This is a genomic window from Dokdonella ginsengisoli (assembly GCF_042652785.1).
In the GTDB taxonomy this organism is placed as follows: domain Bacteria; phylum Pseudomonadota; class Gammaproteobacteria; order Xanthomonadales; family Rhodanobacteraceae; genus Dokdonella_A; species Dokdonella_A ginsengisoli.
Window position 1 is genome coordinate 22,307 of the sequence record NZ_JBHSHD010000010.1, and the last position, 24,707, is coordinate 47,013.

Here is a 24,707-nt window from a genome sequence, read left to right on the forward strand (position 1 = left end):
CATCTGAGGACTCACCCGTGGCCAACACTCTGACTGGCATCATCCCGACCCTTTACGAGGCGCTGAACGTCGTCTCGCGCGAGATGGTCGGCCTCATCCCCGCGGTCCGCCGCGACTCGAACGCGGAACGTGCGGCGGTCGGTCAGACCGTGCGCGTGCCTCTCGGCGAGGCCGGTGCGCTGGAGGACATCGCGCCTGGCGCCACGCCGGCGAACTCAGGGGACACCACGGTCGGATTTACCGACGTGATGATCACCAAGAGCAAGGCCGCGCCAGTCCGCTGGAACGGCGAGGAACAGCGCGCCGTCGGCACGAGCGGAACCTACAACGCGATTCTGGCGGATCAGTTCGCCGATGCGATGCGCAAGCTGGTGAATGCGGTCGAAGTCGACCTCGCCATCGCTGGCAAGCAGGGTGCCTCGCGCGCCTATGGAACGGCGGGCACGACCCCGTTCGGCACCGCTGGCGACCTATCCGATTTCGCTGGTGTGCTCCAGATCCTTGAGGACAACGGCGCACCGAAGACGGATTTGCAGCTCGCGCTCGGCTCGATGGCGATGGCCAATCTGCGCGGCAAGCAGTCGGTGCTGTTCAAGGTCAACGAGGCCGGCACAAACGACATGCTGCGGAACGGTATGACCGACCGCGTGCAGAGTTTCGCTCTTCGCAATTCGGCCGGCATCGCGAAGCACGTCAAGGGAACGGGCGCGAACTACGTCACCCGCGTCGTGTTCTCGACGGATTGGGGCGAGGATCGCCCCGTGTGTGACATGCAGATCGTTCTGCCGTCCTGGGCCGTTCCCGGCGCGGCGGTGCCGGAGGCGCCGGCGAGTCTGGTCGCCCCGGCCGTGACACCGTCGCCGGCGACGACCGAGGGCACGCTGAGTACCACGTCCGGAAACTGGAGCGGCTTCCCGGCCCCGACCTTCGCGTACCAGTGGACGCGCGACGGCGCGGATGTTCCCGACGCCACGTCGGCCAGCTATCACCCGACTGCGGCCGGAGAGCATCGCTGCCGCGTGATCGCGACAAACGAGTCCGGCTCTGCGTCCGCCCTGTCGAACGTGGTGACCGTCACTGTCGTGGAGAGCGAGGCGCCTCCGTCGAACGTCCTGGCCTTCTCCGGCCAGCCTGATGGAACGCTGCTGTCTGCTCTCCCGCCTGGCTGGTCCGAGGACGCTGCGCACTACGCCGTCATGGCCGGCACGCTGCGCGCGGGCGGCAACGGGTACGACGAGGGAATGGCGTACATCGCCACGGCGCGCGGCGAGGATCAGACGCTACAGGTCACGCGCCAGGCGGCGCCGACGGACGGATACGCGGAGCTGATCCTCCACATCCATGCGTCTCCGCTGACGGCAGGCTACGTCGCGAAGATCCAGCAATCGAACATCCAGCTCTACCGCGGCGACGAGTACATGGGCCAAGCCGCGCACGGCGTGAACCTGGACACGACCGACCTGACCGTCCGCCTCGCGAACTTCGGCGGCCGAGTCCGCGTGTATCTCAACGGCTCTGCGGTCCCTCTGATCGAGATCAACGACCCGGCCCCGCTCGTCGAGGGCGCTCAGGGCTTGAACATCTATAGCAACGGCAACACTGCGCGGCACCAGATCGCCGAGCTGCGTTACTCGTAACTTGTGGGCTCTGCCTCTATCGTCGGCGAGCATTGGCGGCGTTATGATTCCCTACAGCCACGGTTCGGCCGTGGCTAACAGGGGAAAACGCATGGAATGCCGCATCTGCATCTTCGCCGCAGCGTTGCTTTTCGCTGCGCCGCCGACCTCCGCGACAAGCGACGAAGCCTTCCGCATCTACGCGACGTGGAATCCCTTCGACGCGCACGATCTCCTCGAATTCGACAACGACCGTTTGACCGTCGCCAACGGGCGGAACTTTTGGGCCGGCTCGCGCGCGACGATGTCCGTTGCCGAGGGCGTGTGGTACTGGGAGATCACCTACAGGTACTTCCCTCTCGGATTCTCGGATGCTCAGACGGGGCTCGCGTGGACGAACTGGAGCGTCAGCGACCCTCCCGGCGCGTTCGGCAGCGTCGCCCGCGCCGTCGGCACGAACAGAGCCGGCGACATCCTCGTCGGAGGCAATCTCCTCGCCTCTATCGGGCCAGTCGCGGATGAGGCGGTCGTTCGGCACCTCCTCGACGCTGACACGGGCAACTACCAGGTCGCCAACGGTGGAGAGCCGTGGGTGTCAGCCACGCTCTTTCCTGGCTACTTCTCCAGAACGCCGCAGTTTCCAATCGTGAGCGTCAGGGCCGGCGCCGTAGTGACGGCGAACTTCGGAGCCTCCGCCTTCGTGTACGAGGTTCCCGCCGGGGCGCACCCAGGCATCTACATCGAGTACCGGTACGACGACTACATCATGCGCGATGGGTTCGAGTGGTAGCGGGAGTCGCGCACCTCGACGCGGTCGGCTGCGGGGATGTACGGCGAAGCCGCCGCGGCCGCGAGCGAAGCGAAGGGCTTCATGGTTTCCCCATGTTCCGTGTAGATGGTATTCCCGAGCGCTGGGTGAATTGAAGCGGCTGCGCCGCTCGACTCTGCGTAGGAAATCTCCCACTGAGTCCCAAGAGTGCCTCTCCGGTTCAGCCTTGTAAGCCTTTGATTCCATTACATCGGATTTGCACGTTTTATCATGTTTCCGACGTCGTATATATGATCATAAGCTAATGAATAGTAAAGAAAAACCGTCAGTTTTGTTCGTGTGCATGGGCAACATCTGCCGCTCGCCGATGGTCGAGGCCGTCGCGCGCGTGGAGTTCGCGAAAGCCGGCTTCGACGCGCGCGTCGCGTCGGCCGGCACCGAGGGCTATCACGTCGGCGACCGCGCCGATTCGCGCGCGATCGAAGTGGCCGAGGCCCACGGCTATCCGCTGGCCAAGCACCGTGCGCGGCAGGTCGTGAGCGAGGATTTCCAGCGGCACGACCACGTGTTCGCGATGGATCGCGTGAACCTGCGCGCGCTCGGCCGGCTGCAGGCGGAGCATCCGTCGCGGCTGTTCCTCGACGGCGCCGCGCTCGATCTGGACGAGGTGCCCGATCCGTACTACGGCGGCCGCGAGGATTTCGAGCGCGTGCTCGCGCTGGCCCGGGACGGTGTCGCGGCGCTGATCGCGCGGCTGCGCGCCGGCGGATGACGCCGCGAGCGCCGCCAGGCGCCGAGGGCGCCCATGGCGAGGCCGATGGCGACCGGCGTTACGACCAGGTGCCGTAGCGGAAGACGAACGCGCCGGCGCCACGGTCGGAGGCCTCGACCGTGACGAACGGATTGGGCGGCGAGGCGATCGGATACAGCCGCCACACCATCGAGCGCTTGCGCGGACGGCAGCGGAACTCGGCCAGAAGGGCGTGGTCGATTTCCGACCAGAGTTTCTGCTTCAGCAGCGGGTGCATGGCTGGAATCCTCACTCGATCCGCAACGATGACCGGTCCGGTGCGGTTTCCTGCCCCGGCTTCGCGCGACGCTTCCGCCGCGAGCGGCTAGGATATTCGACCTGTGCAGTACGGCCCGCCCCGTGAAGACGACGCAAATCCCCAACAGCGCGCCCGCCGCTGGCGAGTCCCCCGGTGCGCGCTAGCCGCGACGCAGAGCCGGTGAGCGCGCCCGCGGAACCCTTCGACGGCAAGACCTTCGTCCGCACGCTGACCGGCGCGCCGGGCGTCTACCGCATGTTCGGCGACGGCGGCGAACTGCTCTACGTCGGCAAGGCCGGCAACCTGAAGAAGCGCGTCGGCAGCTATTTCCTGAAGCCGGCGCTGCAGCCGCGCATCGCCTCGATGATCGCGCAGATCGGGCGCATCGAGACCACGGTCACGCGCACCGAGGGCGAGGCGCTGCTGCTCGAAGCGCAGCTGATCAAGACGCTCAAGCCGCGCTACAACATCGTCCTGCGCGACGACAAGAGTTATCCGTACATCCATCTGACCGGCGGTCCCGCGCCGCAGGGCCGCGGCGCACGCGCCGCCGCGGCGCAGGACGCTTCGCCGTCGCAGGCGTTCCCGCGGCTTGCGTTCCATCGCGGCGCGCGCTCGGAAGCCGGCCGCTACTTCGGCCCGTTTCCGAGCGCGGGCGCGGTGCGCGCCAGCCTCGACCTGATCCAGAAGCTGTTCAAGATCCGCAACTGCGAGGACAGCTACTTCCGCAACCGCTCGCGGCCGTGCCTGCAGCACCAGATCAACCGCTGCACGGCGCCGTGCGTCGGCCTGGTCTCGGTGGAGGACTACGCCGAGAACGTGCGCCACGCGGAGATGTTCCTCGACGGCCGCGCCAGTGCGGTGATGGACGAACTCGTCGCGACGATGGAGCGCGCCAGCGCGGACCTCGCGTTCGAGCGCGCCGCGCAGATCCGCGACCAGATCGCCGCGGTCAAGCGCGTGCAGGCCAACCACTACGTGCAGGGCGCCAGCGCCGACATGGACGTGATCGCCTGCACGATCCGCGCCGGAATCGCCTGCGTCAGCGTGCTGTTCTTCCGCAACGGCGTCAGCCTCGGTTCGCGCGACTTCTTCCCGCGCCTGCCGACCGAGGCCGACGAGGGCACGATCCTCGGCACCTTCGTCGCACAGTACTACCTCGAGCGCCCGCTGCCGTCCGAGCTGATCCTGAGCCACCCGATCGAGGACGCCGCGCTGCTCGCCGGCGCGTTCAGCGAGCGCGCCGGGCGCGCGGTCGAGATCAAGACCAGCGTGCGCGCCGAGCGCGCGCGCTTCCGCGACCTGGCGATGCGCAACGCGGAGGCCGCGCTGGCCTCGCGCCTGGCCAGCCGGCAGACCCTGCTGGCGCGCTTCGAGGCGCTGCGCGAGCTGCTCGGCCTGGACGAGGTGCCGCAGCGCATCGAGTGCTTCGACATCAGCCACACGATGGGCGAGGCGACCGTCGCCTCGTGCGTGGTGTTCGGGCCGGAAGGGCCGGAGAAGTCGCAGTACCGGCGCTTCAACATCGCCGGCATCACCGGGGGCGACGACTACGCGGCGATGCGCCAGGCGCTGCAGCGGCGCTTCCGCCGTGCGGTCGCGACCGCGGAGGCGACCACGGAACCGGCCGCGGAGCCGGCCGGCGAGGACGCGGCGAAGACGCGCCGCGTCGACGAATCGCTGGCCAAGCTGCCGGACCTGCTGCTGATCGACGGCGGCAAGGGGCAGGTGCAGCAGGCCGTCGACGTGCTCAACGAACTCGGCCTGGAAGGCGTGCCGGTGGTCGGCGTCGCCAAGGGCGAGGCGCGGCGATCGGGCGACGAAACCTTGATCCTGGGCCGATCCGGACGCACTCTGTGGCCTGGGCCGGAATCGCTGGCCTCGCACCTGATCCAGAGCGTGCGTGACGAAGCGCACCGTTTCGCGATCACCGGCCACCGCGGTCGTCGCGAGAAGGCGCGCGAAGCGAGTACGCTGGAGGAAATCGCCGGCGTCGGCGCGCGCCGCCGGTCGGCCCTGCTGCGGCACTTCGGCGGTCTGGGCGGACTCTCCAAGGCGGGTATCGAGGAACTCATGCAGGTAAAAGGCATCAGTCGAGATCTGGCCGAACGAATCTATGCGAGTTTCCATGGATGACGCTGCACCCCCGTCGCCGAAGATCACCATCCCGACCGCGCTGACGCTGTTCCGCATCGCGCTGCTGCCGGTGATGGTGCTGGTGTTCTACGCGCCGTTCCGCGGCTCCAACATCGCCGCCGCCGTGATCTTCGTCTTCGCCGCGCTGACCGACTGGCTCGACGGCTGGATCGCGCGCCGCTACGACATGATGTCCGCGTTCGGCGCGTTCCTCGACCCGGTCGCCGACAAGCTGATGGTGGCCGTCACGCTGTTCCTGCTCGTGCAGGACAACCCGCAGCCGCTGCTGGCGGTGACCGCCGCGGTGATCGTCGGCCGCGAGATCAGCATCTCCGCGCTGCGCGAATGGATGGCCGAGATCGGCCAGCGCGCCACCGTGCGAGTCGCCACCATCGGCAAGATCAAGACCGTCATGCAGGTCGTCGCCATCGTCGTGCTGCTGCACCAGCGCGACTTCCAGGAGCTGCGCTACTACCGCATCGGCGAAGGCCTGCTGGTGATCGCGGCGATCCTGACGATCTGGTCCGGCCTCAAGTACGTCCGCGCCGCCTGGCCGATCCTGCGCGGCCACCAGTAGCACCGGCCGCGGGTAGACCATCCGAAGCCGCCACGCGAAGGTTCGTACGCACCTCGCAGATCAAAGCGATCCAGGAAGGATCGCAAGAGCTTCGATGAAAAGTGCGGCCATGGATGGCCGCGAGTGGACCAGCCGGAGTCGCTGTGCAAAGGGTTGGTACGACCTTGCCGATCGCAGCGATCCCGGACGGATCGCAAAAACTATTGACTCTGCGGCGCCAAACCGTAATATGCGCGTCCCACGCGGGAATAGCTCAGTTGGTAGAGCACGACCTTGCCAAGGTCGGGGTCGCGAGTTCGAGTCTCGTTTCCCGCTCCAGATTGCAGACGAAGCCCCGGTACGCCGGGGCTTCGTTTTTCTGCAGGATGCAGACGTTCCGTCGCGACGACGGGACTCCAAGCACGGATGAAGAAAGTGTGTGTCGTCACCGGCCTGGTGGCAGAGTGGTCATGCAGCGGACTGCAAATCCGTGTACGCCGGTTCGATTCCGACCCAGGCCTCCACTTCGCCCCAAGCGGGCGAAGTGACGTTTCCCTCCGTATCATTTCCGCATTCTTCCTCCCGCGACCGCATGCCTTCCACGCGTCCTCGCAGCCGCACGCCCGCGCCCGACCCGAGGCCGTCATGACCTACGCCTTCTGGATTTCCTACGCCTGCATCGCCGCGCTGGCGATCTGGCAGCAGTGGCAACTGCGTCGGCTGGCGCGCGACAACCGGGACCTGATCGGGGCGTTCGAGGCGGTCCGGGCCGCCGAGGCCGGCTGGAAGAAGGACTTCTTCGAGCTGCTGGAAAAGGTGGATCCGCCGCAGGCCGCCGCGTTGCGTGTGTTCGAGGCGAAGGCCATCGCCGAGGCCGGGCACGATCGCTGAAGCGGGTGTAGGCGGTCGATGATCGGGCAGCCTCGGCGCGGAGCGCCGACGGGCGCGGTCGATGCATGTCGATCGCTTTGCGTGAACACCCCGCGGCTCCGGCCGCGCATGGGACGCGGGAGACGAAGCCGCGGGGTGGGGTGACAGGCCGGACGGCGCCGCCCGCTGCGGCGGAGGGTTCCATCCTCGACGCGGCTCAGTGGCACTGGTAGTCGCCGCTGCCGGGTGTGCCGACGATGCGGATCTGGTCGAGGAAGAAGCCGTCGAAGCCGGTGTTCTGGTCCGACGAGAAGCGCCAGCGGATCTGCACCGTCTGCCCGGCGTAGCTCTGCAGGTCGGTGGTGAACGGCTTGAACACGGCCGTGGCGGTGCCGTTGCCCGGATCCGCATTCGACGAGGCGGTCGAGACGCCGCTGAACGCGCCTTGCGCGGCGGGGTAGCCGCAGGCGTTGATCGGCGGATCCTGGGTGCGCGCGAACGAGCTCGGATAACCGTCGTCGGGCGGCAGGTCGGTCCAGCTGGCGCCGCCGTCGGTGGAGATTTCCTGAACGACACCGTCCCACTGGTATTCAAGGTCGTAGCGCGCCTGCAGGCTCAGCACGGCGTCGGCGGTCAGGGTCAGCGGCGGCGTGCTCAGGCTGCCGCAGGTTCGATCCGGATACGGTGCGCCGTCGGCGCCTGCGCGATAGCTGTAGGTTCCAGCCGCCGCGGCCGCGTCGGTGACCCGCCACGGCGTCTGCAGCACGGCATAGCTGCGTGTATCGACGTCGTCGAGATAGTCGCTCGGGTCCGGGCCGTCCGGGCCGGTCGGCGTCACCACGATCGGATACGAAGTCAGGCTCGGGTTGCCGGCGTCGTCGTGCGCCGTGACGCGGTAGTAGTACGAAGTGCCGTTCGTCACCGCCGTGTCGACGTACTCGGGCGCGCTCAGCGCTGCGGCCACGGTCTGCGGATCGCCGAAGTACGGATCGGTGTCGCGCTCGACCTGGTAGGTCATCGCCGTCTGCGTCGGGCAGCTCGACGTCGCCGCGCTCCACGACAGATCGACGCTGCACGTCGCATGCGCACCCGAAGCGGTCACCGACGCGCGATCGAAGTCCGGCGTCAGGCTGCAATCGTCCTGCGAGACGACGTCGACGCATTCGGACAGCTCGCCTTCGACGTCGTGGCGCACCCCGCGCAGGCGATAGGCGTAGGCGAAGCCGCCCTGGCTGCGCGTGTCGGCCAGCGGCAGCGCCGGCCCGTTCGCGACCGGATGGAAATCGCCGCGCGCCGCCGTCGCGCAGTGGCCGTCGGCGCGATACAGCTGGAAGCCCTGCGCATCGCCGGCGGCGTTCGCCTCGACGCTCACGCCTTCGCTGTCATTGGCCGCGACCGACAGCGCGGTCGGCGCCGGGAACGCCGGCGCGTCGGGCAGGCCGAACGCGCCGGACACGGCGACGGCATAACCCTGCCGGTCGGTTTCCGCTTCGCCGTTGCCGGGCACGTCGGTCGCCTTCACGCGGATCGTGTACGCGCCGGCGAGCGGTGCGGTGAAGCGCACCTGTTCGACCGTGTCCTTGCGGTCGGGCGAGCCGCCGGGGGCCGAGACGCCGTTGCTGAAGCGGTTGCCGCGGTAGGTGGTTCCGTCCGGCGCGACGACTTCGAGGTCGAGATTGTTGACCAGCGCCGCCGCCGCGCCGGCCGAGGCCGGCGGATCGAACCAGGTCAGCGTCGCGCGGAATTCGATGCCGGCAGCGACCTCGGCGATCGCGTACTCGTCAGCCTCGCCGGTGACCAATCCGGCCGCATTGGTGCGCTCGAACAGGCGCAGGCGGCGGCTGTCGTCGCCGCCGGGCAGTGTTTCCTTGAACCAGACGTTGCCGTCGAGCCACGGACGGCCCCAGCCGGTGCCGGTATTGGGGAAGGCCGCCGGCGTCGTGGTCGGCACGGTGCCGTTGAGCAGCACGGCCTTCAGCACGGCGCCGGTCGGGTTGAACGCATCGACCGCCTCGCCGCCGGCGGGCGACGGCGGCGCGACGCCGTCGAAGCCGTCGGCGAACAGGCGATCCGCCGCGGCGGCGGTGTTGGCGAAGCCGCGCGGGTAGAAGCCGTCGACGAAGTACTGGCGCAGCAGCACGGCGTTGCCGGCGACCACCGGAGTCGCCATCGAGGTGCCGGTGTTGGGCGCGGTCTGCGGTGCGGTGATCGTCGCGGTGACTTCGCCGCCGGCCGCGGCGGAGATCGTTTCCGTCCCCGGTGCGGCGAGATCGGGCTTGAGGCGGCCGTCGGCGGTCGGGCCGGCGTTGGAAATCGCGGATTTGACCAGGCTGCCGCCGTGGCCGAGCGCCGCCACCGTCAGGCCGTTCTTGGAATTGCCCGGCGAGCCGACCGCCATCGCGCCGGTCTGGTTGTTGCCGGCCGCGATCACCACCAGCAGGTCTTCGAGCCGGTGTGTCATGCGGTCGACGTTGGCGTCGACAGTGCTGTACTGGCCGGAGGTCGAACCACCCCAGCTGTTGCTGTGGACGCGCACGCCGCCGCCGTGGGCCTGCTGCAGCGTGCCCTCGAAGTCCTGCACGATCAGCTCGACCGGATTGTCGCCGCCGATGTCCTGCATCAGCAGCTGCGCGTTCGGTGCCATGCCGTCGGCGAGGTCGTGGTTGGGCAGCCACGGCGTCGACGGCAGGAAGCGGTCCGCGCCGAAGGTGCCGGCGGCGTCGCCGACCAGGGTGCCGCTGGTGTGCGTGCCGTGGCCGGAGAAATAGTCATAGTCGGTCGGACCGCCCGGCTGCGTCCAGTACGCGATGATCTTGTTGTCCGGATGCAGCGTGCCGAGCGCCGGCGGCAGCGGCGGCGGATTCTCGGCGAAGGTCACTTCGGTGTGCGGCCCGTCGCCCTTGTCCAAGGTGGTGAACCAGGCCGCGTTCGGCGTGGTACCGGAATCGGCGATGCCGGCGATCTGGCCGCTGCCGGTCAGGCCGTGATCGAACATCGGCGCCGCGCCGCAGAGCCGGCCGCTGCCGGCGCAGTCGTCGGTCATGTCGCCCTGGATCGCGCCGATGCTGGCGGCGTTGCTCGTGCGCAGCGGATGCCACGGCGAAACGAAGGCGACGCCGTCGATCGCGGTCGCGCTCGCCAGCAGCGCATCCAGCGCGGCGGCCGGTACGCGAGCGCGCACGTAGGGAGTCGCCTCGCTGCGCTGGCTGCGCAGCGGAATCTCCACGTCCGGCACGTCGCGACGCAACGCGGCCTCGATCTGCGCCGCGGAGACACCGCGGAAGGCATCGACGAGGATTTCGTAGCGACCGTCGTTCTGCAGCGCGGCCGAGTTCGCGCGCGCCGCCTTCCACAGGCTCGGATCGAGCTTCAGCGCCGGCCGCAGCGGCCCGGCCCAGCGCACGGCGGGATCGCTCGTGAGCGCGGCCAATCCATCGCGTCCCAGACGTAGGTAGTAAGCGTTGTTCGGCACGTAGCCCAGCACCTCGATGCCGCGCGCGGCCAGTGTCTTGTGCGCGGCCGTCCTGCCCGGCTGGAACTGCACGATCGCATAGCGCGTGGCCGCATCCGGCGCCGCACCGACCGCGGCGACGTCGAGCGATTGCTGCGTTGGGTCGAAGAGGCCCGAACGCAGGATCAGCCGGCTCGAATCCCCGCGCGCCGCCTCGACGGCGTCGAGCGAGGGAGGCGCAGCGGGCTGGCGTTCGGATGCGATGGCCTGGCCGAGCGCCAGCAGCAGGGCAGTGGAGAGGGCGGTGCGGCGAAGGGATGGGCTGGGCATGAGGGCGTTCCGAAGAGGGTGTGTTTGCGAATGAGAGGGCGAGTCGCGCTCGACGCGGCCTTTGAAGTTCGTCCAAGGAGGAAGGCAACGCTCCGATTGCCCTCACCCCACCCCTCTCCCGCAAGCGGGAGAGGGAGAAAGGCCCGGCAGGTTTTCACCTCTCCCGTTTGCGGTAGAGGTCGCGCCGAAGGCGCGGGTGAGGGGAGCCGGAGCGCAGCACTCCGCTTTCCCTCACCCCAGCCCTCTCCCGCAAGCGGGAGAGGGAGAAAGGCCGGGCAGGTTTTCACCTCTCCCGCTCGCGGGAGAGGTCGCGCCGAAGGCGCGGGTGAGGGGAGCCGGAGCGCAGCACTCCGCTTTTCCTCACCCCAGCCCTCTCCCGCAAGCGGGAGAGGGAGAAAGGCCGGGCAGGTTTTCACCTCTCCCGCTCGCGGGAGAGGTCGCGCCGAAGGCGCGGGTGAGGGGAGCCGGAGCGCGGCACTCCGTATTCCCTCACCCCAGCCCTCTCCCACACGTGGGAGACGGAGAACAGCGCGACGCTCAGGCCGTCACCTCTCCCGCAAGTGGGAGAGAGGAGAAAGCAGCCGCGATCGTTACGGCTGCGCGCCTTCAAACCCGTCGGCGAAAATCGCATCGCCCGCCTCGATCACCGTCAGCTCCACCGGCACGCGCATCATCGACGGCAGCGGACCCTTGGTCGCCACGCACAGCTCGGTCGAATACTGTCCGGGCGCGAGGTCCGCAGCGTCGATCGCCACCGCGAGGTCCTGCGAGGAACCGGCTGCGATGCGCCCTTCCGTCGGCGCAACGACGCGCAGCCACGGAGTGTTCTGCGGTGTCGCGCAGCGGATGCCCGAAGCGGCCGGATCCAGGTGCGGCGAAATCAGGATGTGCGAGGTCTGCCCCGCGTACAGGTAGTCGCCGCGGAACGAGGTGATGAAGGTCGAGTGCGTCTGCGGCGAGGCGTTGGCGCCGGGCACGAATGCCGGCAGGCCGGGATGCTCGTCGACGTGGTATTCGACGACCAGGTCCTCGAAGGCGGTGTCCTGCACCGTCACCGTGCCGTCCATCGGCACGCGCAGCAGGCTGTGCGGCGTACCGTCGGTGACGGCCGTACCGCCGCCGATGTATTCGAGCTGGAAGGAGTCGAGCGTGTCGACAGCGTCGTCGTCGTGCGGCTTGGTGTACAGCTTCACTGACACAGGAATGCCGGCTTGCGCGCCTTCGATGCCGACGGTGACCGCGTCGATCGTCGCACTGGCGCCGACGTGCGGGTATTCGCCGAAGTAGAAGCGGCGGTACCAGCTGGTGGCGGCGGTGCCGATCACTTCGACGCAGTCCTGCACGACCTCTCCGCGCAGGCGGCACTGCGGCATGCCGATGCCCATGCCGGGTACCGGCGTTTCCTCGCTCATCTGCGTCAGCGTGCTGCCGTCGGTCAGACTGAAGGTCAGCGCTGCGCCCGCACCGGCATTGCCGATGCGCACCGAGGCCGAAGCCTGCTCGCCCGGTGCGAGCGAGAGCGTCAGCGATTCCGGCGCGGTTGTGGCCTGCGCCGGGAAATCGAAGATGCCGATGCTGCCGAAGTCGACGCCGACGTCCTTAGCACCTCCCCCAACCACCGTGCTGCCGTCGATTCCTATGACACCAGCACCGCCACTGTTGTCATACAGATAGCCTGGCCCGCCTCGAATGACCCTGTCGGACACGCTCCAGCCCGATCCGCTTCTGCTGAAGACATAGACGATGCCGTTCGCGAGATACGGGTCGCTACCGAAGGATCGAAGCGAACCGATCGCCAGAAGATCGCCTTTCAGCGCGAAGGACACACCGAACGAGTCGCCTGTCGTCGGATCGTCCGCGGTCAGGGCCTGGCTGTGGGTCCAGGTGCCGTTCGATCGCGTGTAGACGCAGGCGATGCCGGTTTGTTCGCTGGTATCGGGGGTGGTCAGCGATCCGACGGTGTCGGCGATCACGGCGGTGTCGCCGGCCAACGCAATGGCTCGGGTGCCGAAATTGTAGACGTTGCCGTCTTCGGTGAGCCCGCAGCTCGTCAAGCTTTGCGTGGAACTCCATTGGCCGCTCGATGCGTCGCGTTCATACACGTGGACAACCGGATTGGCATGCGGCGTCGGCTCCCAGCCGACCATCGGGGCGGTGATCATGGCGGTCGAGCCGTCCAGGCCAAGGCCGTTGCCGAACTGCGCGAGTTCCGGTGCGTCGGTGAGCGTCAGTCGTTGCGTCTGCATCCAGGCGCCGTCGCCGGATCTGCCAAAGGCATATACCGCGCCACGCAACCCGTTCTCCGCCACGTCGGCGATGAGCGCGCGGTCACCTTGCAAGGCCATGTACGCGCCGAAGCCGGAGCCGTGGTTCTGCACGACACCGTCGGTCAGGATCTGCGTCTGCCGCCAGACTCCCTCGATGCGTTTGTAGACGTACACCTTGCCGGGGCGTGACGCGGCGACGTTGCCTCTCGGGGCGCCGACGAACAGCGTGTCGCCGGAAACAGCCAGCGTCTGGCCGAAGTTCGCAGTCGTTCCGACCACTTCGGACGGGAATTCCAGCTTCTGGATGCGTTGCCATGCTCCTTCGCGCTTTTCGAGGAAATGGATCGCACCGGGACCGGCCTGCGGGCCGTTCTCCGGGTCCGGATAGAGGGGATTGGCCCTTTCGATTCTGGCCACGATGACCAGGGTGTCGTCGGACAGGGCCGCGTTACCGAAGCGGTTGTCCTTCTGGAAAGTCCAGGTTTCGCTCAGGGGAATGACGCCATCGTAGATTTCGCTGGTAATCACCTGAATTTCGCGCCGCGTGGCGTCGCCCAGCGGGTTCGCCAGCATCCCGGCGCCGACGCTGTCGGTCCATCGCGGCTGCGTGGCGCCGCTGTGCTGCAAGCCCGGCTCCCACGGTGCAGAAGCGACGGCGCCGAAGTCCATCGGATCATCTGTCGCTACGCGCAGATAGGAAGAGTTCGTCGTCGAGGGAGGAAACGGCTGGGCCGAAGCGGCCGCCGGAGCGAGTCGGGGAGAGCTTGCTGCAGCAGGGACGGCGAAGCCTGTGGTGGCAAGTCCCAGCGCGGCGACCATGGCCGTGCAGTGGACGAAGCGGATGTTCATGGGCGATATCTCGATGATGGCTCGGGCGAGGCTTGCCTACTCCGCCGGTCCCGAGGGCCGGTTGGGGGCAGATTCATGGGCTCCTCAAAGAGTGAAGCGGAATGGGCAGGGCGGATCCTGACATCGGATTTCGTGCGAGGTCGTCGCGCCCGCTCGGGAGGCGGAGAGGGCGGGCAAATGGATGCCCGCGTTCGCGGGCATGAGGCCGAAGGGGTAGTGCGGCCCCGGCTGTCTCGGAGAGCAGGAGAGCCGGGATCGCCTCGCGGACTCAGAATTCGCTGAGCCCGACATAGGCCGGCGGCTTCGAGGCCCCGGCGGCGCGGCGCAGGCCAGCTTCGGCGCGTGTGCGGCGCTCGACGTCGATGCCAGAGCGGCCGAGGTGGCGTGAAAGATCGTCGAGCAGCCGGTCGAGCTGCCAGACCTGGAGCTTGTCTTCGCCACCGAGTGCGGCGACCAGCACGATGCGCTTTTCCTGCAGCCGGTCGAGGAATTGCGGATCCTTCGTCGCCAGCGCCCGCGCCCACAATTCGTGGATCTCGCTGCGCAGTATGTCCGCCTTGTCCACCGCCTGGATTCGGCGAAAGTCTTCCGCGGCTCGCTGCAGCGACTCGATCGCCGACGCGGTGTCGCCTTCGGCCAGTCGGGCACGGCCAATGCCGTCCTCCAATACGGCACGCCGTGCGATTTCTCCTGGCGTCACCTCGCTCAGCACGGCTTCAAACGTCGACAGCGCATTGGCGGGCTGGCCGAGATGCAATTGCGCTTCGCCGAGCAGTCGCCGGATGTCGTTGCGACGGCGCAAATCCGCCGGATCTCCCTCGGGGACTTTCTCCAGGTAGTCGCGTGCGAGGCGCAAGGCGTCGCCGAACCGTCCCGTTGCGAGTTCGTAGCGCAACATGCCGTTGGCGGCGTATCCCTGCGCGCGTGCGAACTGCGCGCCAGCCGTCGGCAAGACTGCCTGCAACTGGTCGAACAGCGGGCGTGCCCGCTGAGGGTCCCCGGCGGCGAGATAAGACTGCGTCAGCAGCATCTTGGCCGCGAGCGTGCCGAGATGCGCCACGCCGACCATGGCCTCGGTCTCCTTCAAGGTGGGCTCCAGCAGCTCGATGGCCGCGTCCGTTTCGCCGGTGTCATAGAGCGTCACGGCGAGATTCATCTTGGCGGTCAGCAGGTTGGATTTAGCGATCGGTGGATTGCGTCCTTCCAGCGCGATGATCCTGCGCAGCGCGGCTTGCGCGACGGGATAGTTCGACTGGTAGGACGCGGCGACGGCGAGCTTGCTCAACGCTTCGAGCACGTCGTCACTGTCTGTTTCGCCGCGCGCGTTCAAGTGGTCGAGTGCAGTGCGCGCATCGACTTCGGCTTCGGCGTACTTTCCTAGAGAAGAAAAGGCGAAACTGCGCTGCCACAGCAGCGCGGCATACGTGTCGCTTCCGTCGCCGCGCACGCTTCGAGCCAGTGGAAGCGCGCGGGTCGCTCGGTCGAGCTGGTCCTGATAACGCCCCAGGAAATTCTGGATCGTCAGCAGCACGCCGAGATTGTTCAGATATTCGGCGGCGTGCTGTCCGCGATGCGGTTCCATCAGTTCCACCGCGCGTTCGGCCGGCGCGAGAGCGGTTTGCGGCTGGCCGAGATTGGCGAAGGCGGATGCCACTTCCGTAAGCAGTTCGGCGCGCGTCAGATCGTCGACGTCGACGCGTTGATCGAGGGCCGCCAGCGCACGCGAGAGCAGCTCGGGCGCCATGAGTTCGCTGTGGCCTTGTACATCCGGATTGGCCTGCCGGAACACGCTGCGCAGGAAGCCAACCATCGCCTCCGACCGCTCGCGCTGGCTGCGCGCCAGGTCGCGCTGCTGCTCCGCTTCGCGGCGCTGGGCTTCAGCCTGTTCGCGCTGGTGCCGCTCCGAGGCGGCCTTGTCGAAGGCGATCACCGTCGCGGCGACGAGGCCGAGGCTGAGCAGCACGATCGCCGCCGCCGCCCAGGCGTGCCGGCGCAGCAGCTTGCCGAACGAATACGCCAGCGACGGCCGGTGCGCGCGCACCGGCAGGCCGGCCAGCCAGCGTTCCAGGTCGTCGGCGAGCGCCTGCGCGGTGTCGTAGCGCTCCGCCGGCCGCGCGGCGGTGGCCTTTGCCACGATGTTGCCGAGATCGCCCTTCAGCAATCGCACCAACCGATCCGGCGATTCGCCGCGCGCGCGGGCGGCCTGTTCGGCGGCGCTGCGGTCGCCGACGATGCGCGCGGCGAGCGCCTGGTGCGGCCGCGGCAGCTCGCCGATGGCGTCGGCGTCGCGCGCGGCCGCGCTGCGCGCCTGCTGCACCGGCACGCCGCAGAGCAGTTCGTACAGCACGCTGCCGAGCTGGTAGACGTCGCTGGCGGTGGTGGCCGGCTCGCCGCGCAGTTGCTCCGGCGCGGCGTAGGCCGGCGTCAGCGCGAGAGTGCGCGTCTGGTCGGTATCGTTGGCGTCGATGACCTTGGCGATGCCGAAGTCGAGCAGCTTCGGCACGCCTTCGTTGTCGATCAGGATGTTCGACGGCTTCAGGTCGCGATGCAGGATCAGGTTCTTGTGCGCGAACTGCACGGCGTTGCAGATGTGCACGAAGCGCCGCACGCGATCGGCCACGTTCGAACGGCGGCCGTCGCACCAGGCGATCAGGCGCTCGCCGTCGACGTAGTCCATCGCGAACCACGGCCGTCCGCTCTCGCTGACGCCGGCGTCGATCAGGCCGGCAATGTTCGGATGCGACAGCCGGGCCAGGATCTGCTGCTCGCGCCGCGCCCGCGCGCGCGACATCGCGCGGCCGCCTTCGTGCAGCAGCTTGATCGCGACGTACTGCTCGATCCCGTCGGTGCGTTGCGCCAGGAACACCTCGCCCATGCCGCCGCTGCCGAGCGGGCGCAGCAGGCGGAAGCGCCCGCCGATCAAGGAGTCCGGCCCGAGGCGTTGCGGATCGAGCGGCGCGCCGTCGTCGCCATCGTCGCCGTCAATGGCGTCCGCCGATGACAGCAGCTCGCGCACGGCCTCGGCCATCCCGGCATCGCGCGCGGCGAGCGCGCCCAGCTCCGCCTCGCGCGCGGAGGCGGGCAGGTCGAACAGGCGGTTGAGCCATTCCAGCTGCGCGAGGCTGCGCGCGCGATCGGCCGGGTTCGTCGTCACGGCGCCATCTGCTTCTGCAGCCAGCTGCGCGCGACCGCCCAGCCGCGATAGACCGTGCGCTCGTCGACCTCGAGCGCCTTGGCGATGTCCTGCATGGTCAGGCCGACGAAGTAGCGCAGTTCGACGATGCGCGCCAGGCGCGCGTCGACCTGGTCGAGATCGTCGATGGCGACGTGCAGCCGCTCGATGTCCATGTCGTGCGGCAGCGGCAGGTTGATCGCCTCGATCAGGTCGACGCGCTCCCAGTCGCCGCCGCGCTTCTCGGCACGCGCTTCGCGGATGCGGTCGACGATCAGGTGGCGCATCAGGCGCGCGAACGCGCTGAAGAAATGCCGGCGGTCGACGATGCGCAGCGCGTCCACGCGCAGCACCTTGAGCAGGGTGTCGTGCAGCAGCTCGGTCGGCTGCAAGGTGCTGGCCGATTCGCCGGCCAGAAGGCGCGCCGCCATTGCGCGCAGGTCGGCGTAGACCACCGGCAGGAGTTTTTCCAGCGCGCCGGATTCGCCGCCTTGCCAGGCATGGATCAGCAAGGTGACGTCATCGCTCTGCTGCATCGACGATGCCCCGAAGACCCCACGTGTCGCGGCATTGTAGGGATGCCTGCGAGTGGACGTCACGCCGGCATCCGTGCTCGGGCGTATGGCGCCGCTCCGGCGCCGTGAACAAAGGTGTCGCCGCCGTACGCGGCGTGCTCGCGGGCCGGATTCAGCTCGCCGGTGGCGCCGTGGCGGCGCGCCGTGCGTCCTCGCGCAGCACGTGGGCGAGGGTGTCGATGCTGTCGGTGATGCGGTCGAAGGCGTCGGTGATCGCGCCGGCGACGTTGCGCGCCTCGTCGTCGGCGGCGGAGGCTTCCAGGCGCGCGACGAGCGCGCGTTCCTCCTCGCGCAGACTGCCGATCTGCGGCGGCGTGCCGCCGCGCAGGTCGCGTGCGAGGGCGGCCAGGCTCATGTCGATGCGGTCGATGAAGGCGAGCACGGCCTCGCGTTCGGGCAGCGCGCGCGCGTCGAGCGTGACGGCTTCCAGCGCCATGCCGGCGCGGATGAAACGGTTGGCGTTGGCGAACACGCCTTCGGCGAAGGCGATCAGCTCGCGGTCGCGGCGCGGTTCGCCGCGCAGGCGCTCGAGCGAGGCCTGCGCGTTGGTGCGCGCGGCGCGCGCCGAGGTGCGCGTGGCGGCGCGCCGCGCGGCGTCGTCGCGCAGCAGGACGGAGAAGTACGCGCGGTATTCGTCGAGCATCGAGGCCAGCGCCGGCCGCACGCGCAGGTGTTCCCAGGTCGGCCAGACCACGTAGGCGACCAGTGCCAGCGCGCTGCCGATGGCGGTGGCGAGGCCGCGCGCCTGCAGCACTTCGCCCGGCGCCAGGCCGTCGAAGGTGAACAGCAGCACGACCAGTCCGGTCAGCATCATCACGCCGATGCCGTAGTGCACCGTGGTCAGCAGGCGGAAACCGAAGGCGAACAGCGCGACCAGGGCGACGCGTTCCCACGGATCGTCGAACGCGTAGTGCACCAGCGCGGTGACCAGCACCAGGCCGAGCATGGTGCCGATCACGCGCAGCAGGCCGAAGCTGAAGGTGCCGGCGAAATCCGGTTTCAGCACGATCGCGGCGGTCATCGGGATCCAGTAGCCGTGCGGGATGCCGGCCAGGCGCGCGCCGACGATGGCCAGGGCCAGGCACACGCCGCAGCGCAGGGCGTGCCGGAACGCGATGGAGGACAGCGTCAGGTTCGCGCGCAGGGTCTGCAGCGCGTTGCCCGGCTGCATCGCCGCCGGCAGCTGCTGCTCGGCCGCGCCGGCGCGCAGTTCGCCGCGGCTGCCGGCGAAGTCGGCGTTGCGCGCGGCGGCGCGCAGCTGGCCGCCGAGGCCGTCGGCGCGGGCGAGGGCGATCATCAGTTCGCGCGGCGCGTGCCCGGCGTTGCAGATCTCGCGCAGCGAGGCGAGGGCGGCGTCGAAGCCTTCCATCGCGGCGGCGGCCCCGTGCGGGCTGGCGCCGTCGTCGAGCGCGCGCGCGATGGTTTCCAGCGCGCGCGCGGCGTACTCCAGCACGCGCGCCAGGGTGCGCCGCGCGTCTCCCTCGTCGAGGGTCTCCTGCAGGTCCTTCAGCGCCAGCAGCTCCAGGCGGATGCGCTCGACCAGTTCGGCCAGCACGCGGAAGGTCTCCATCACGCTGCCGCGCGCGCGGTGCGCGCCGTGCAGCAGGCTTTCCACGTCGAGCAGGGCCTGGGTGACCGGCGGCGCGCTGCGCGCGTCGGCGCGTTCGCGCACGCTGGCCGCCAGCTGGCGGCAGACGTCGGCCAGCGCCTGGCGTTCGGGGCGATAGCGCTGCAGCGGCCACGCGGCGATGGCGAACAGCATCTGCAGCACGCCGCCGGCGACGATCAGCGCGGCCGGGCCGAGCGCGGTCAGCGCATCGAGCGGCGTGGCGGCGCTGATCACCAGCAGGATCATGCAGGCCAGCCCGGTGCGGCCGGCGTTCGGGCCGAGCGCGACGAGCAGGCCGCCGCTCACGCCGCAGAGCATCGCCGCCAGTGCCAGCAGCGCGGTGTGCGCGCCGAGCAGGCTGCCGACGTAGGCCGACACGCCCGAGGCCAGCGAGGCCAGCAGCATGCGCTGCATGCGCAGCCGGTACGGGCCGGGCTGGTCGATGAACATCGTGTTGAGCGCGCCGGCGGCCATGCCCAGGCCGACGCCGGGGCGGCCGGCAGCGAGCGCCAGCGCCAGCGGCAGCACGATCGCCAGCGTGTTGCGCAGCGCCACGCGCAGCGGCACGTCGCGCGGCTTCAGTTCGAGCAGGGCACTCAGCATGGTCGCGTGGTGGCGGCCGCCTCGCGGACGGGGACGCGGACGTTCAGCGGTACTTTTCCGGCGCCGGGTTCACGTGGGCGCAGGACTTGCAGGTGCGCGCCTCGAGCGAGCGGTAGAAATGCTCGAACACGCGCGGGAAGTCCTTTTCGATGTCGACGAGGTGGAAATACTCCTCGTACAGCGGATGGTTGCAGCGCTCGCAGAACCACAGCAGACCGTCCTGCTCGTGCGGCAGGCGTTTGCGCTCGATCACCAGGCCGACCGAGTCGGGCATGCGCTGCGGCGAGTGCGGCACGCGCGGCGGCAGGTAGAAGACCTCGCCGGCGCGGATCGGGATGTCGCGCACGCGGCCGTCCTCCTGGATCTTCAGCACCATCTCGCCTTCGATCTGGTGGAAGAACTCCGGGCCTTCGTCGAAGTGGTAGTCGGTGCGCTGGTTCGGGCCGCCGACGACCATCACGATGAAATCGGCGTCGACGATGCACTTGTTGCCGACCGGCGGCTTGAGCAGGTGGCGGTGTTCGTCGATCCAGGCTTGCAGGTTGAAGGGCGGGGCCAGCATGGCGTTTCCTGCGGGGGTGCTCGGCGGGGAGTTTACCTCGCACGGGCACGCGAGCCGCAGGAAAAAGGTCGCTCGGCGAGAAGCGCAATCTCTCGCAGAGCCGCAGAGGACGCAGAGAGAGAAAAAGATTCAGGCGAAGAAGAAAACAAAGAATGCCTTTCTCCGCGTCCTCTGCGCCCCTGCGAGATCAGCTTTCTGCCTCAGCCCCCGACCGCAGCACCGCGATGCACTTCAGCTCGATCGCGATCGGCGTCGGCAGCGCGGTGATGCCGAGCGTGGTGCGGCACGGAGCCGTGGCCGGATCGGTGAAATGCTCGGCGTAGACGCGGTTGTAGGCGGCGAAGTCGCGCTGCATGTCGGTCAGGAACACGGTCACGTCGACGAGGTCCTCCCAGCGTGCGCCGGCCGCTTCCAGCACCGCACGCACGTTGGCGAACACCTGGCGGCACTGCGCCTGGATGTCGTAGGCGGCCAGCCTGCCGTCGGTGTCGTGCACGTTGCCGGGGATCGCGTTCGTGCCCGGCGTGCGCGGGCCGACGCCGGACAGGAACAGCAGGTCGCCGACGCGGCGGGCGTGCGGATAGGCACCGACCGGCGCGGGCGCGGCGTCGCTGTGGATCGATGTCTGCGTGGTGGCGCTCAAGGCGTGGTCCCGATCGTGGTCGTGGTGCTGCCGAGCTGGCGGTTGGCGGCGTCGCGCGCGACGATGCGGTAGCGGCCGGGGCGCAGGTACAGGTCGCCGCTGGGCACCGCGTCGGAGGAGGTGCGCACGCGGTCCTTCGCATTGGTCGATTGGGTGATCAGCTCGAACACCAGCCGGTCGGCCGGGATCGCGTCGTCGCCTTCCTCGGCGTAGCGCGCTTCGACCAGGCAGGGGTAGACGTCCTTGCACAGGTCGGCGTTGATGCCGTACGGCGTGCGCAGCCCGCCGATGCTCGCCCAGGTCGGCCGGCCGCGCCGGTAATTCTCCGCCGGGAACACCACGCTGGCGTCGAACGCCTGCGGCCGCAGCGACCACAGCGCGCCGGCCTCGTTGCGGAACACGATCGGCGCGTCGAACGGCACTTCCTGAGCGATGCGGCGGTAGACCGGATGGTCGCCGCTGGTGATGTCGTGCGGGATCATCACGGTCTGCTCGACCGCGACCGGATCGATGCCGCTGAGCTTGGCGAAATGCTGCGCCATCGCCGCGCCGTCGAAGTACTTGCCGGCCTTCTGGATGTGGGTGAAGCCGGCATTCACGACGAGCCGCGCCTTCGGGTGCTTCTTGTCGAAGGCGCGCTGGTAGAGGTTCCTGGCCTGTTCGCGCTCACGCGCGTCGCCGGTCGCCATCGATTCCGATTCGTAGGCGACCACGCGGAAGCCGAGCTTGAGCGCGGTGCGCACCATCTCGGCGTAGATCGGCTCCTCGGTGTAGAAGCCGGAGTCCGCGGTGGGGTAGCCGCGCTTGGCCAGGTCGTCGTCGTCGTGGTACAGGGTCTCGGCGGCGAAGGTGTCGTAGCCCAGCTCGCGCAGCTTGGGCAGCAGCTGCACGGTCAGCGTGCGCGTCAGCGCGATGTTGTGGTTCTCGTTGAGGAAGATCGCCTGGCGGTCGCGGGCCAGCTCCGCGATCGCGTCGAGCGCCGGCGTCGGCTTGTAGCCGCCGTCCATCGGCGCCGGGCTGTCGCCCTTCTCCGGCGGCTGCGCGATCGAGAACGTGATGCGCGAGCCGGCGTAGTCGCCGACCCAGGTCTGGAACCAGCTCAGGTACTGGTTGAAGATCAGGCGGAACGGAACGTTCGAATCCCTCTCGCGCGCTTCGCGCATGTAGAGGTACTGCGCGAGCAGCCCCTGGCGCTTCTGCGCCTCGGCCATGATGCGCTCGGACTTGGTCACCGCGTCGCGCTGCTGGGTGATCGAGGCGCTGCCGGTCGGCAGCGGTTGCACCTGCGACAGCTGCGTCGCGAGGACCAGCGCCGCCACGCTTGCGGACATGGACATGTCTATTCCCCCGTCGATTCGGCGTCCTGCCCGGAGGTCCTTCCGAGCAGCGCCAGGGCTTGTTCCTGTCGCTCCGCGATCAGTGAGGTGTCCTTCACGTCGAGTCCGAGGTCGCGCACGCGGCCGTTGCGCAGGCTGTAGATCCAGCCGTGTACGCTGAGCTTCTGGCCGCGATCCCAGGCGTCCTGCACGACGGTGGTGTGGCAGACGTTGACGGCCTGCTCGACGACGTTCAGTTCGCACAGCCGCGCGTGACGCGCGCGCGCGTCGTCCACGCGGCGCAGCGATTCGAGGTACTTCTGGCGCACGTCGGCGACGTGGCGCAGCCAGTTGTCGACCAGGCCGAGCCGGCGGCCCTCCAGCGCCGCCTGCACGCCGCCGCAGCCGTAGTGGCCGACGACCAGGATGTGCTCGACCTTCAGCACGTCGACGGCGAACTGGATCGCGCTGATGCAGTTGAGGTCGGTGTGCACGACGACGTTGGCGACGTTGCGGTGCACGAACACCTCGCCCGGGTCCATGCCGATGATCTGGTTGGCCGGCACGCGAGAGTCCGAGCAGCCGATCCACAGGTACTTGGGCGCCTGCTGTTCGGACAGGCGCTTGAAGAAGTCCGGATCCTGCGCGCGCAGCGCCTCGGACCAGAGGCGGTTGCGTTCGAGCAGGTCGTCGAGTTCGGCCATCGGAAACCTCAGCGCAGGCGCAGGCAGACGTTTTTCGCGTCGGTGAAGAAGCGCAGCGCCTCGACGCCGCCCTCGCGGCCGACACCGGAATTCTTGACGCCGCCGAACGGCGTGCGCAGGTCGCGCACCAGCCAGCAGTTGATCCAGACGATGCCCGTTTCCAGGCGCGCGGCGACGCGATGCGCGCGATCCAGGCCGCCCGTCCACAGCGAGGCGGCCAGGCCGTAGCCCGACTGGTTGGCGAGCGCCACGGCTTCGTCCTCGCCGTCGAACGGGATCAGGCAGACCACCGGGCCGAAGATCTCGTCCTGGTTGGTCGCCGAATCGTTGGCCAGGCCTTCGATCACGGTCGGCGCGACGAACCAGCCGTCCGCGCAGCGGCCGTCGACGCGCAGCGGCGCGCCGCCGCAGAGGATCGTGCCGCCTTCGGCGCGGGCGCGTTCGATGCAGCCGACGACCTTGTCGTAGTGCGCCCTGGAGACCAGCGCGCCGAGGTCGACGCCGGCCTCGCGCGGGTCGCCCACGCGCAGCGCCCGCACGCGTTCGAGGTAGCGGCGCTTGAACGTCTCGTAGAAGGACCGCTCGACCAGCAGGCGCGAGCCGCACAGGCAGATCTCGCCCTGGTTGGCGAAACCTGAGCGCACGATCGTGTCCAGATCGGCGTCGGATAGGTCCGCGTCGGCGAACACGATCGCCGGGTTCTTGCCGCCCAGTTCCAGTGACAGCTTCTTGAACTTCGGCGCGGCCGCGGCGGCGATCGCAGCGCCGGTGCGCGTGCTGCCGGTGAAGGAGATCGCCTTGACCTGCGCATGCTCGACCAGCGCCTGGCCGACGCCCGCGCCGTGTCCGTGCACGATGTTCAGCACGCCCGGCGGAAAGCCCGCCTCGACCGCCAGCTCGCCGAGCCGCGCCGCCGTGCACGGAGTCACCTCCGACGGCTTGGACACGACCGCGTTGCCGGCGGCCAGCGCCGGGGCGATCTTCCAGGTGAACAGGTACAGCGGCAGGTTCCATGGCGAGATGCAGGCGACCACGCCCAGAGGCTGGCGCAGGGTGTAGTTCAGGGTGGCGTCGTCGGTCGCATGCGATTCGCCGGCCCACTGCGTGATCGCCGCTGCGAAGAAGCGCAGGTTAGCCACCGCACGCGGGATGTCGAGGCTGCGTGCGAGCGCGACCGGTTTGCCGCAGTTGCGCGATTCCAGCTCCGCCAGGGCGTCCAGTTCGCGCTCGACCAGGTCGGCCAGGCGGTTCAGGTGCTGCGCACGTTGTTCCGGGGCAGTCGCCGCCCAGCCCGCGGCGGCCCTGCGCGCGGCCTCGACGGCGGCGTCGACGTCGGACGCGTCGGAGTCCGGGCAGCGCGCGAAGGCGGCGCCCACGGCCGGTTCGGACACGTCGAGATAGCGGCCGGCGCGCGGCGCCTGCGCGTGGCCGTCGATCAGATTCGCAAGGACGAGGGTCATCGCGCGCAGCTTAGCGATTCGCGCTGGGCGGTGAAATGCCGATCGTCATTCCGGCCAGGGTTTCGATCCCGGCCGGGTTCTCGGGAAGCCGGTTTTCTCGCAGAGCCGCAGAGAACGCCGAAAAAAGCTCTTCTCTGCGCTCTCTGCGGCTCTGCGAGATCGGCTTTTTT

Annotated in this window: 17 protein-coding genes and 2 tRNA genes; 8 read left to right on the forward strand and 11 right to left on the reverse strand. The window is 69.0% G+C overall.

What is annotated here, in order from left to right:
- Positions 1-17: 17 nt before the first annotated feature.
- From ACFO6Q_RS12460 to ACFO6Q_RS12470, 3 genes are all read left to right on the forward strand, one after another.
- Entirely contained in the window at positions 18-1,637 is a 1,620-nt protein-coding gene (locus ACFO6Q_RS12460) for a major capsid protein (RefSeq protein ID WP_380021429.1), read from the forward strand.
- Positions 1,638-1,728: 91 nt separating this feature from the next.
- A complete protein-coding gene (locus ACFO6Q_RS12465; protein WP_380021430.1) occupies positions 1,729-2,406 on the forward strand; it encodes an SPRY domain-containing protein in 678 nt (225 codons plus the stop codon).
- Positions 2,407-2,689: 283 nt separating this feature from the next.
- Positions 2,690-3,157, forward strand: coding sequence for a low molecular weight protein-tyrosine-phosphatase (locus tag ACFO6Q_RS12470; protein WP_380021431.1), 468 nt, complete (start codon positions 2,690-2,692; stop codon positions 3,155-3,157).
- Between the two features lie 58 nt (positions 3,158-3,215).
- On the opposite strand, the gene ACFO6Q_RS12475 is transcribed toward ACFO6Q_RS12470, so the two are convergent.
- Complete coding sequence (locus ACFO6Q_RS12475) at positions 3,216-3,413, reverse strand: hypothetical protein (protein ID WP_380021432.1); 198 nt, start codon at positions 3,411-3,413, stop codon at positions 3,216-3,218.
- Positions 3,414-3,614: 201 nt separating this feature from the next.
- Between ACFO6Q_RS12475 and uvrC the strand changes: the two genes are divergently transcribed.
- From uvrC to ACFO6Q_RS12500, 5 genes are all read left to right on the forward strand, one after another.
- Complete coding sequence (uvrC, locus tag ACFO6Q_RS12480; protein WP_380021433.1) at positions 3,615-5,570, forward strand: excinuclease ABC subunit UvrC; 1,956 nt, start codon at positions 3,615-3,617, stop codon at positions 5,568-5,570.
- Entirely contained in the window at positions 5,563-6,147 is a 585-nt protein-coding gene (gene pgsA, locus ACFO6Q_RS12485; RefSeq protein WP_380021434.1) for a CDP-diacylglycerol--glycerol-3-phosphate 3-phosphatidyltransferase, read from the forward strand. Before uvrC ends, pgsA begins: the two co-directional genes overlap by 8 nt.
- A 242-nt stretch (positions 6,148-6,389) precedes the next feature.
- A tRNA-Gly gene (locus ACFO6Q_RS12490) sits at positions 6,390-6,465 on the forward strand.
- Positions 6,466-6,576: 111 nt separating this feature from the next.
- Positions 6,577-6,650 (forward strand) — tRNA-Cys (locus ACFO6Q_RS12495).
- A 121-nt stretch (positions 6,651-6,771) separates the two neighbouring features.
- Positions 6,772-7,017 carry a hypothetical protein gene (locus ACFO6Q_RS12500; protein WP_380021435.1) on the forward strand — a complete coding sequence of 82 codons (246 nt, stop codon included), beginning with the start codon at positions 6,772-6,774 and terminating at the stop codon, positions 7,015-7,017.
- 196 nt (positions 7,018-7,213) lie between these two features.
- Here the strand turns inward: ACFO6Q_RS12500 and ACFO6Q_RS12505 are convergent, their stop codons facing one another.
- The 10 genes from ACFO6Q_RS12505 to ACFO6Q_RS12550 all read right to left on the reverse strand — a co-directional run bounded on the left by ACFO6Q_RS12505 (position 7,214) and on the right by ACFO6Q_RS12550 (position 24,537).
- Positions 7,214-10,777, reverse strand: a complete 3,564-nt coding sequence (locus tag ACFO6Q_RS12505) for a S8 family serine peptidase (RefSeq protein WP_380021436.1) — start codon at positions 10,775-10,777, stop codon at positions 7,214-7,216.
- Positions 10,778-11,367: 590 nt separating this feature from the next.
- Complete coding sequence (locus ACFO6Q_RS12510; protein ID WP_380021437.1) at positions 11,368-13,893, reverse strand: FG-GAP repeat protein; 2,526 nt, start codon at positions 13,891-13,893, stop codon at positions 11,368-11,370.
- A 268-nt stretch (positions 13,894-14,161) separates the two neighbouring features.
- Positions 14,162-16,921, reverse strand: a complete 2,760-nt coding sequence (locus tag ACFO6Q_RS12515; protein ID WP_380022204.1) for a protein kinase domain-containing protein — start codon at positions 16,919-16,921, stop codon at positions 14,162-14,164.
- Positions 16,922-17,043: 122 nt separating this feature from the next.
- Positions 17,044-17,601, reverse strand: a complete 558-nt coding sequence (locus ACFO6Q_RS12520; RefSeq protein WP_380021438.1) for an ECF-type sigma factor — start codon at positions 17,599-17,601, stop codon at positions 17,044-17,046.
- Positions 17,602-17,752: 151 nt separating this feature from the next.
- A complete protein-coding gene (locus ACFO6Q_RS12525) occupies positions 17,753-19,852 on the reverse strand; it encodes an FUSC family protein (RefSeq protein ID WP_380021439.1) in 2,100 nt (699 codons plus the stop codon).
- A gap of 43 nt (positions 19,853-19,895) precedes the next feature.
- Positions 19,896-20,414 carry a 3-hydroxyanthranilate 3,4-dioxygenase gene (locus ACFO6Q_RS12530; RefSeq protein ID WP_380021440.1) on the reverse strand — a complete coding sequence of 173 codons (519 nt, stop codon included), beginning with the start codon at positions 20,412-20,414 and terminating at the stop codon, positions 19,896-19,898.
- 187 nt (positions 20,415-20,601) lie between these two features.
- Positions 20,602-21,057 (reverse strand): RidA family protein, encoded by a 456-nt coding sequence (locus ACFO6Q_RS12535; RefSeq protein ID WP_380021441.1) that lies wholly within the window; start codon positions 21,055-21,057, stop codon positions 20,602-20,604.
- Positions 21,054-22,394, reverse strand: coding sequence for a hypothetical protein (locus tag ACFO6Q_RS12540; RefSeq protein WP_380021442.1), 1,341 nt, complete (start codon positions 22,392-22,394; stop codon positions 21,054-21,056). The genes ACFO6Q_RS12535 and ACFO6Q_RS12540 overlap by 4 nt, the downstream gene beginning before the upstream one ends.
- A 2-nt stretch (positions 22,395-22,396) precedes the next feature.
- Positions 22,397-23,077, reverse strand: a complete 681-nt coding sequence (gene can / locus ACFO6Q_RS12545; RefSeq protein WP_380021443.1) for a carbonate dehydratase — start codon at positions 23,075-23,077, stop codon at positions 22,397-22,399.
- Between the two features lie 8 nt (positions 23,078-23,085).
- On the reverse strand, positions 23,086-24,537 hold the full coding sequence (locus tag ACFO6Q_RS12550) for an aldehyde dehydrogenase (protein ID WP_380021444.1): 1,452 nt from the start codon (positions 24,535-24,537) through the stop codon (positions 23,086-23,088).
- Positions 24,538-24,707: the final 170 nt, after the last annotated feature.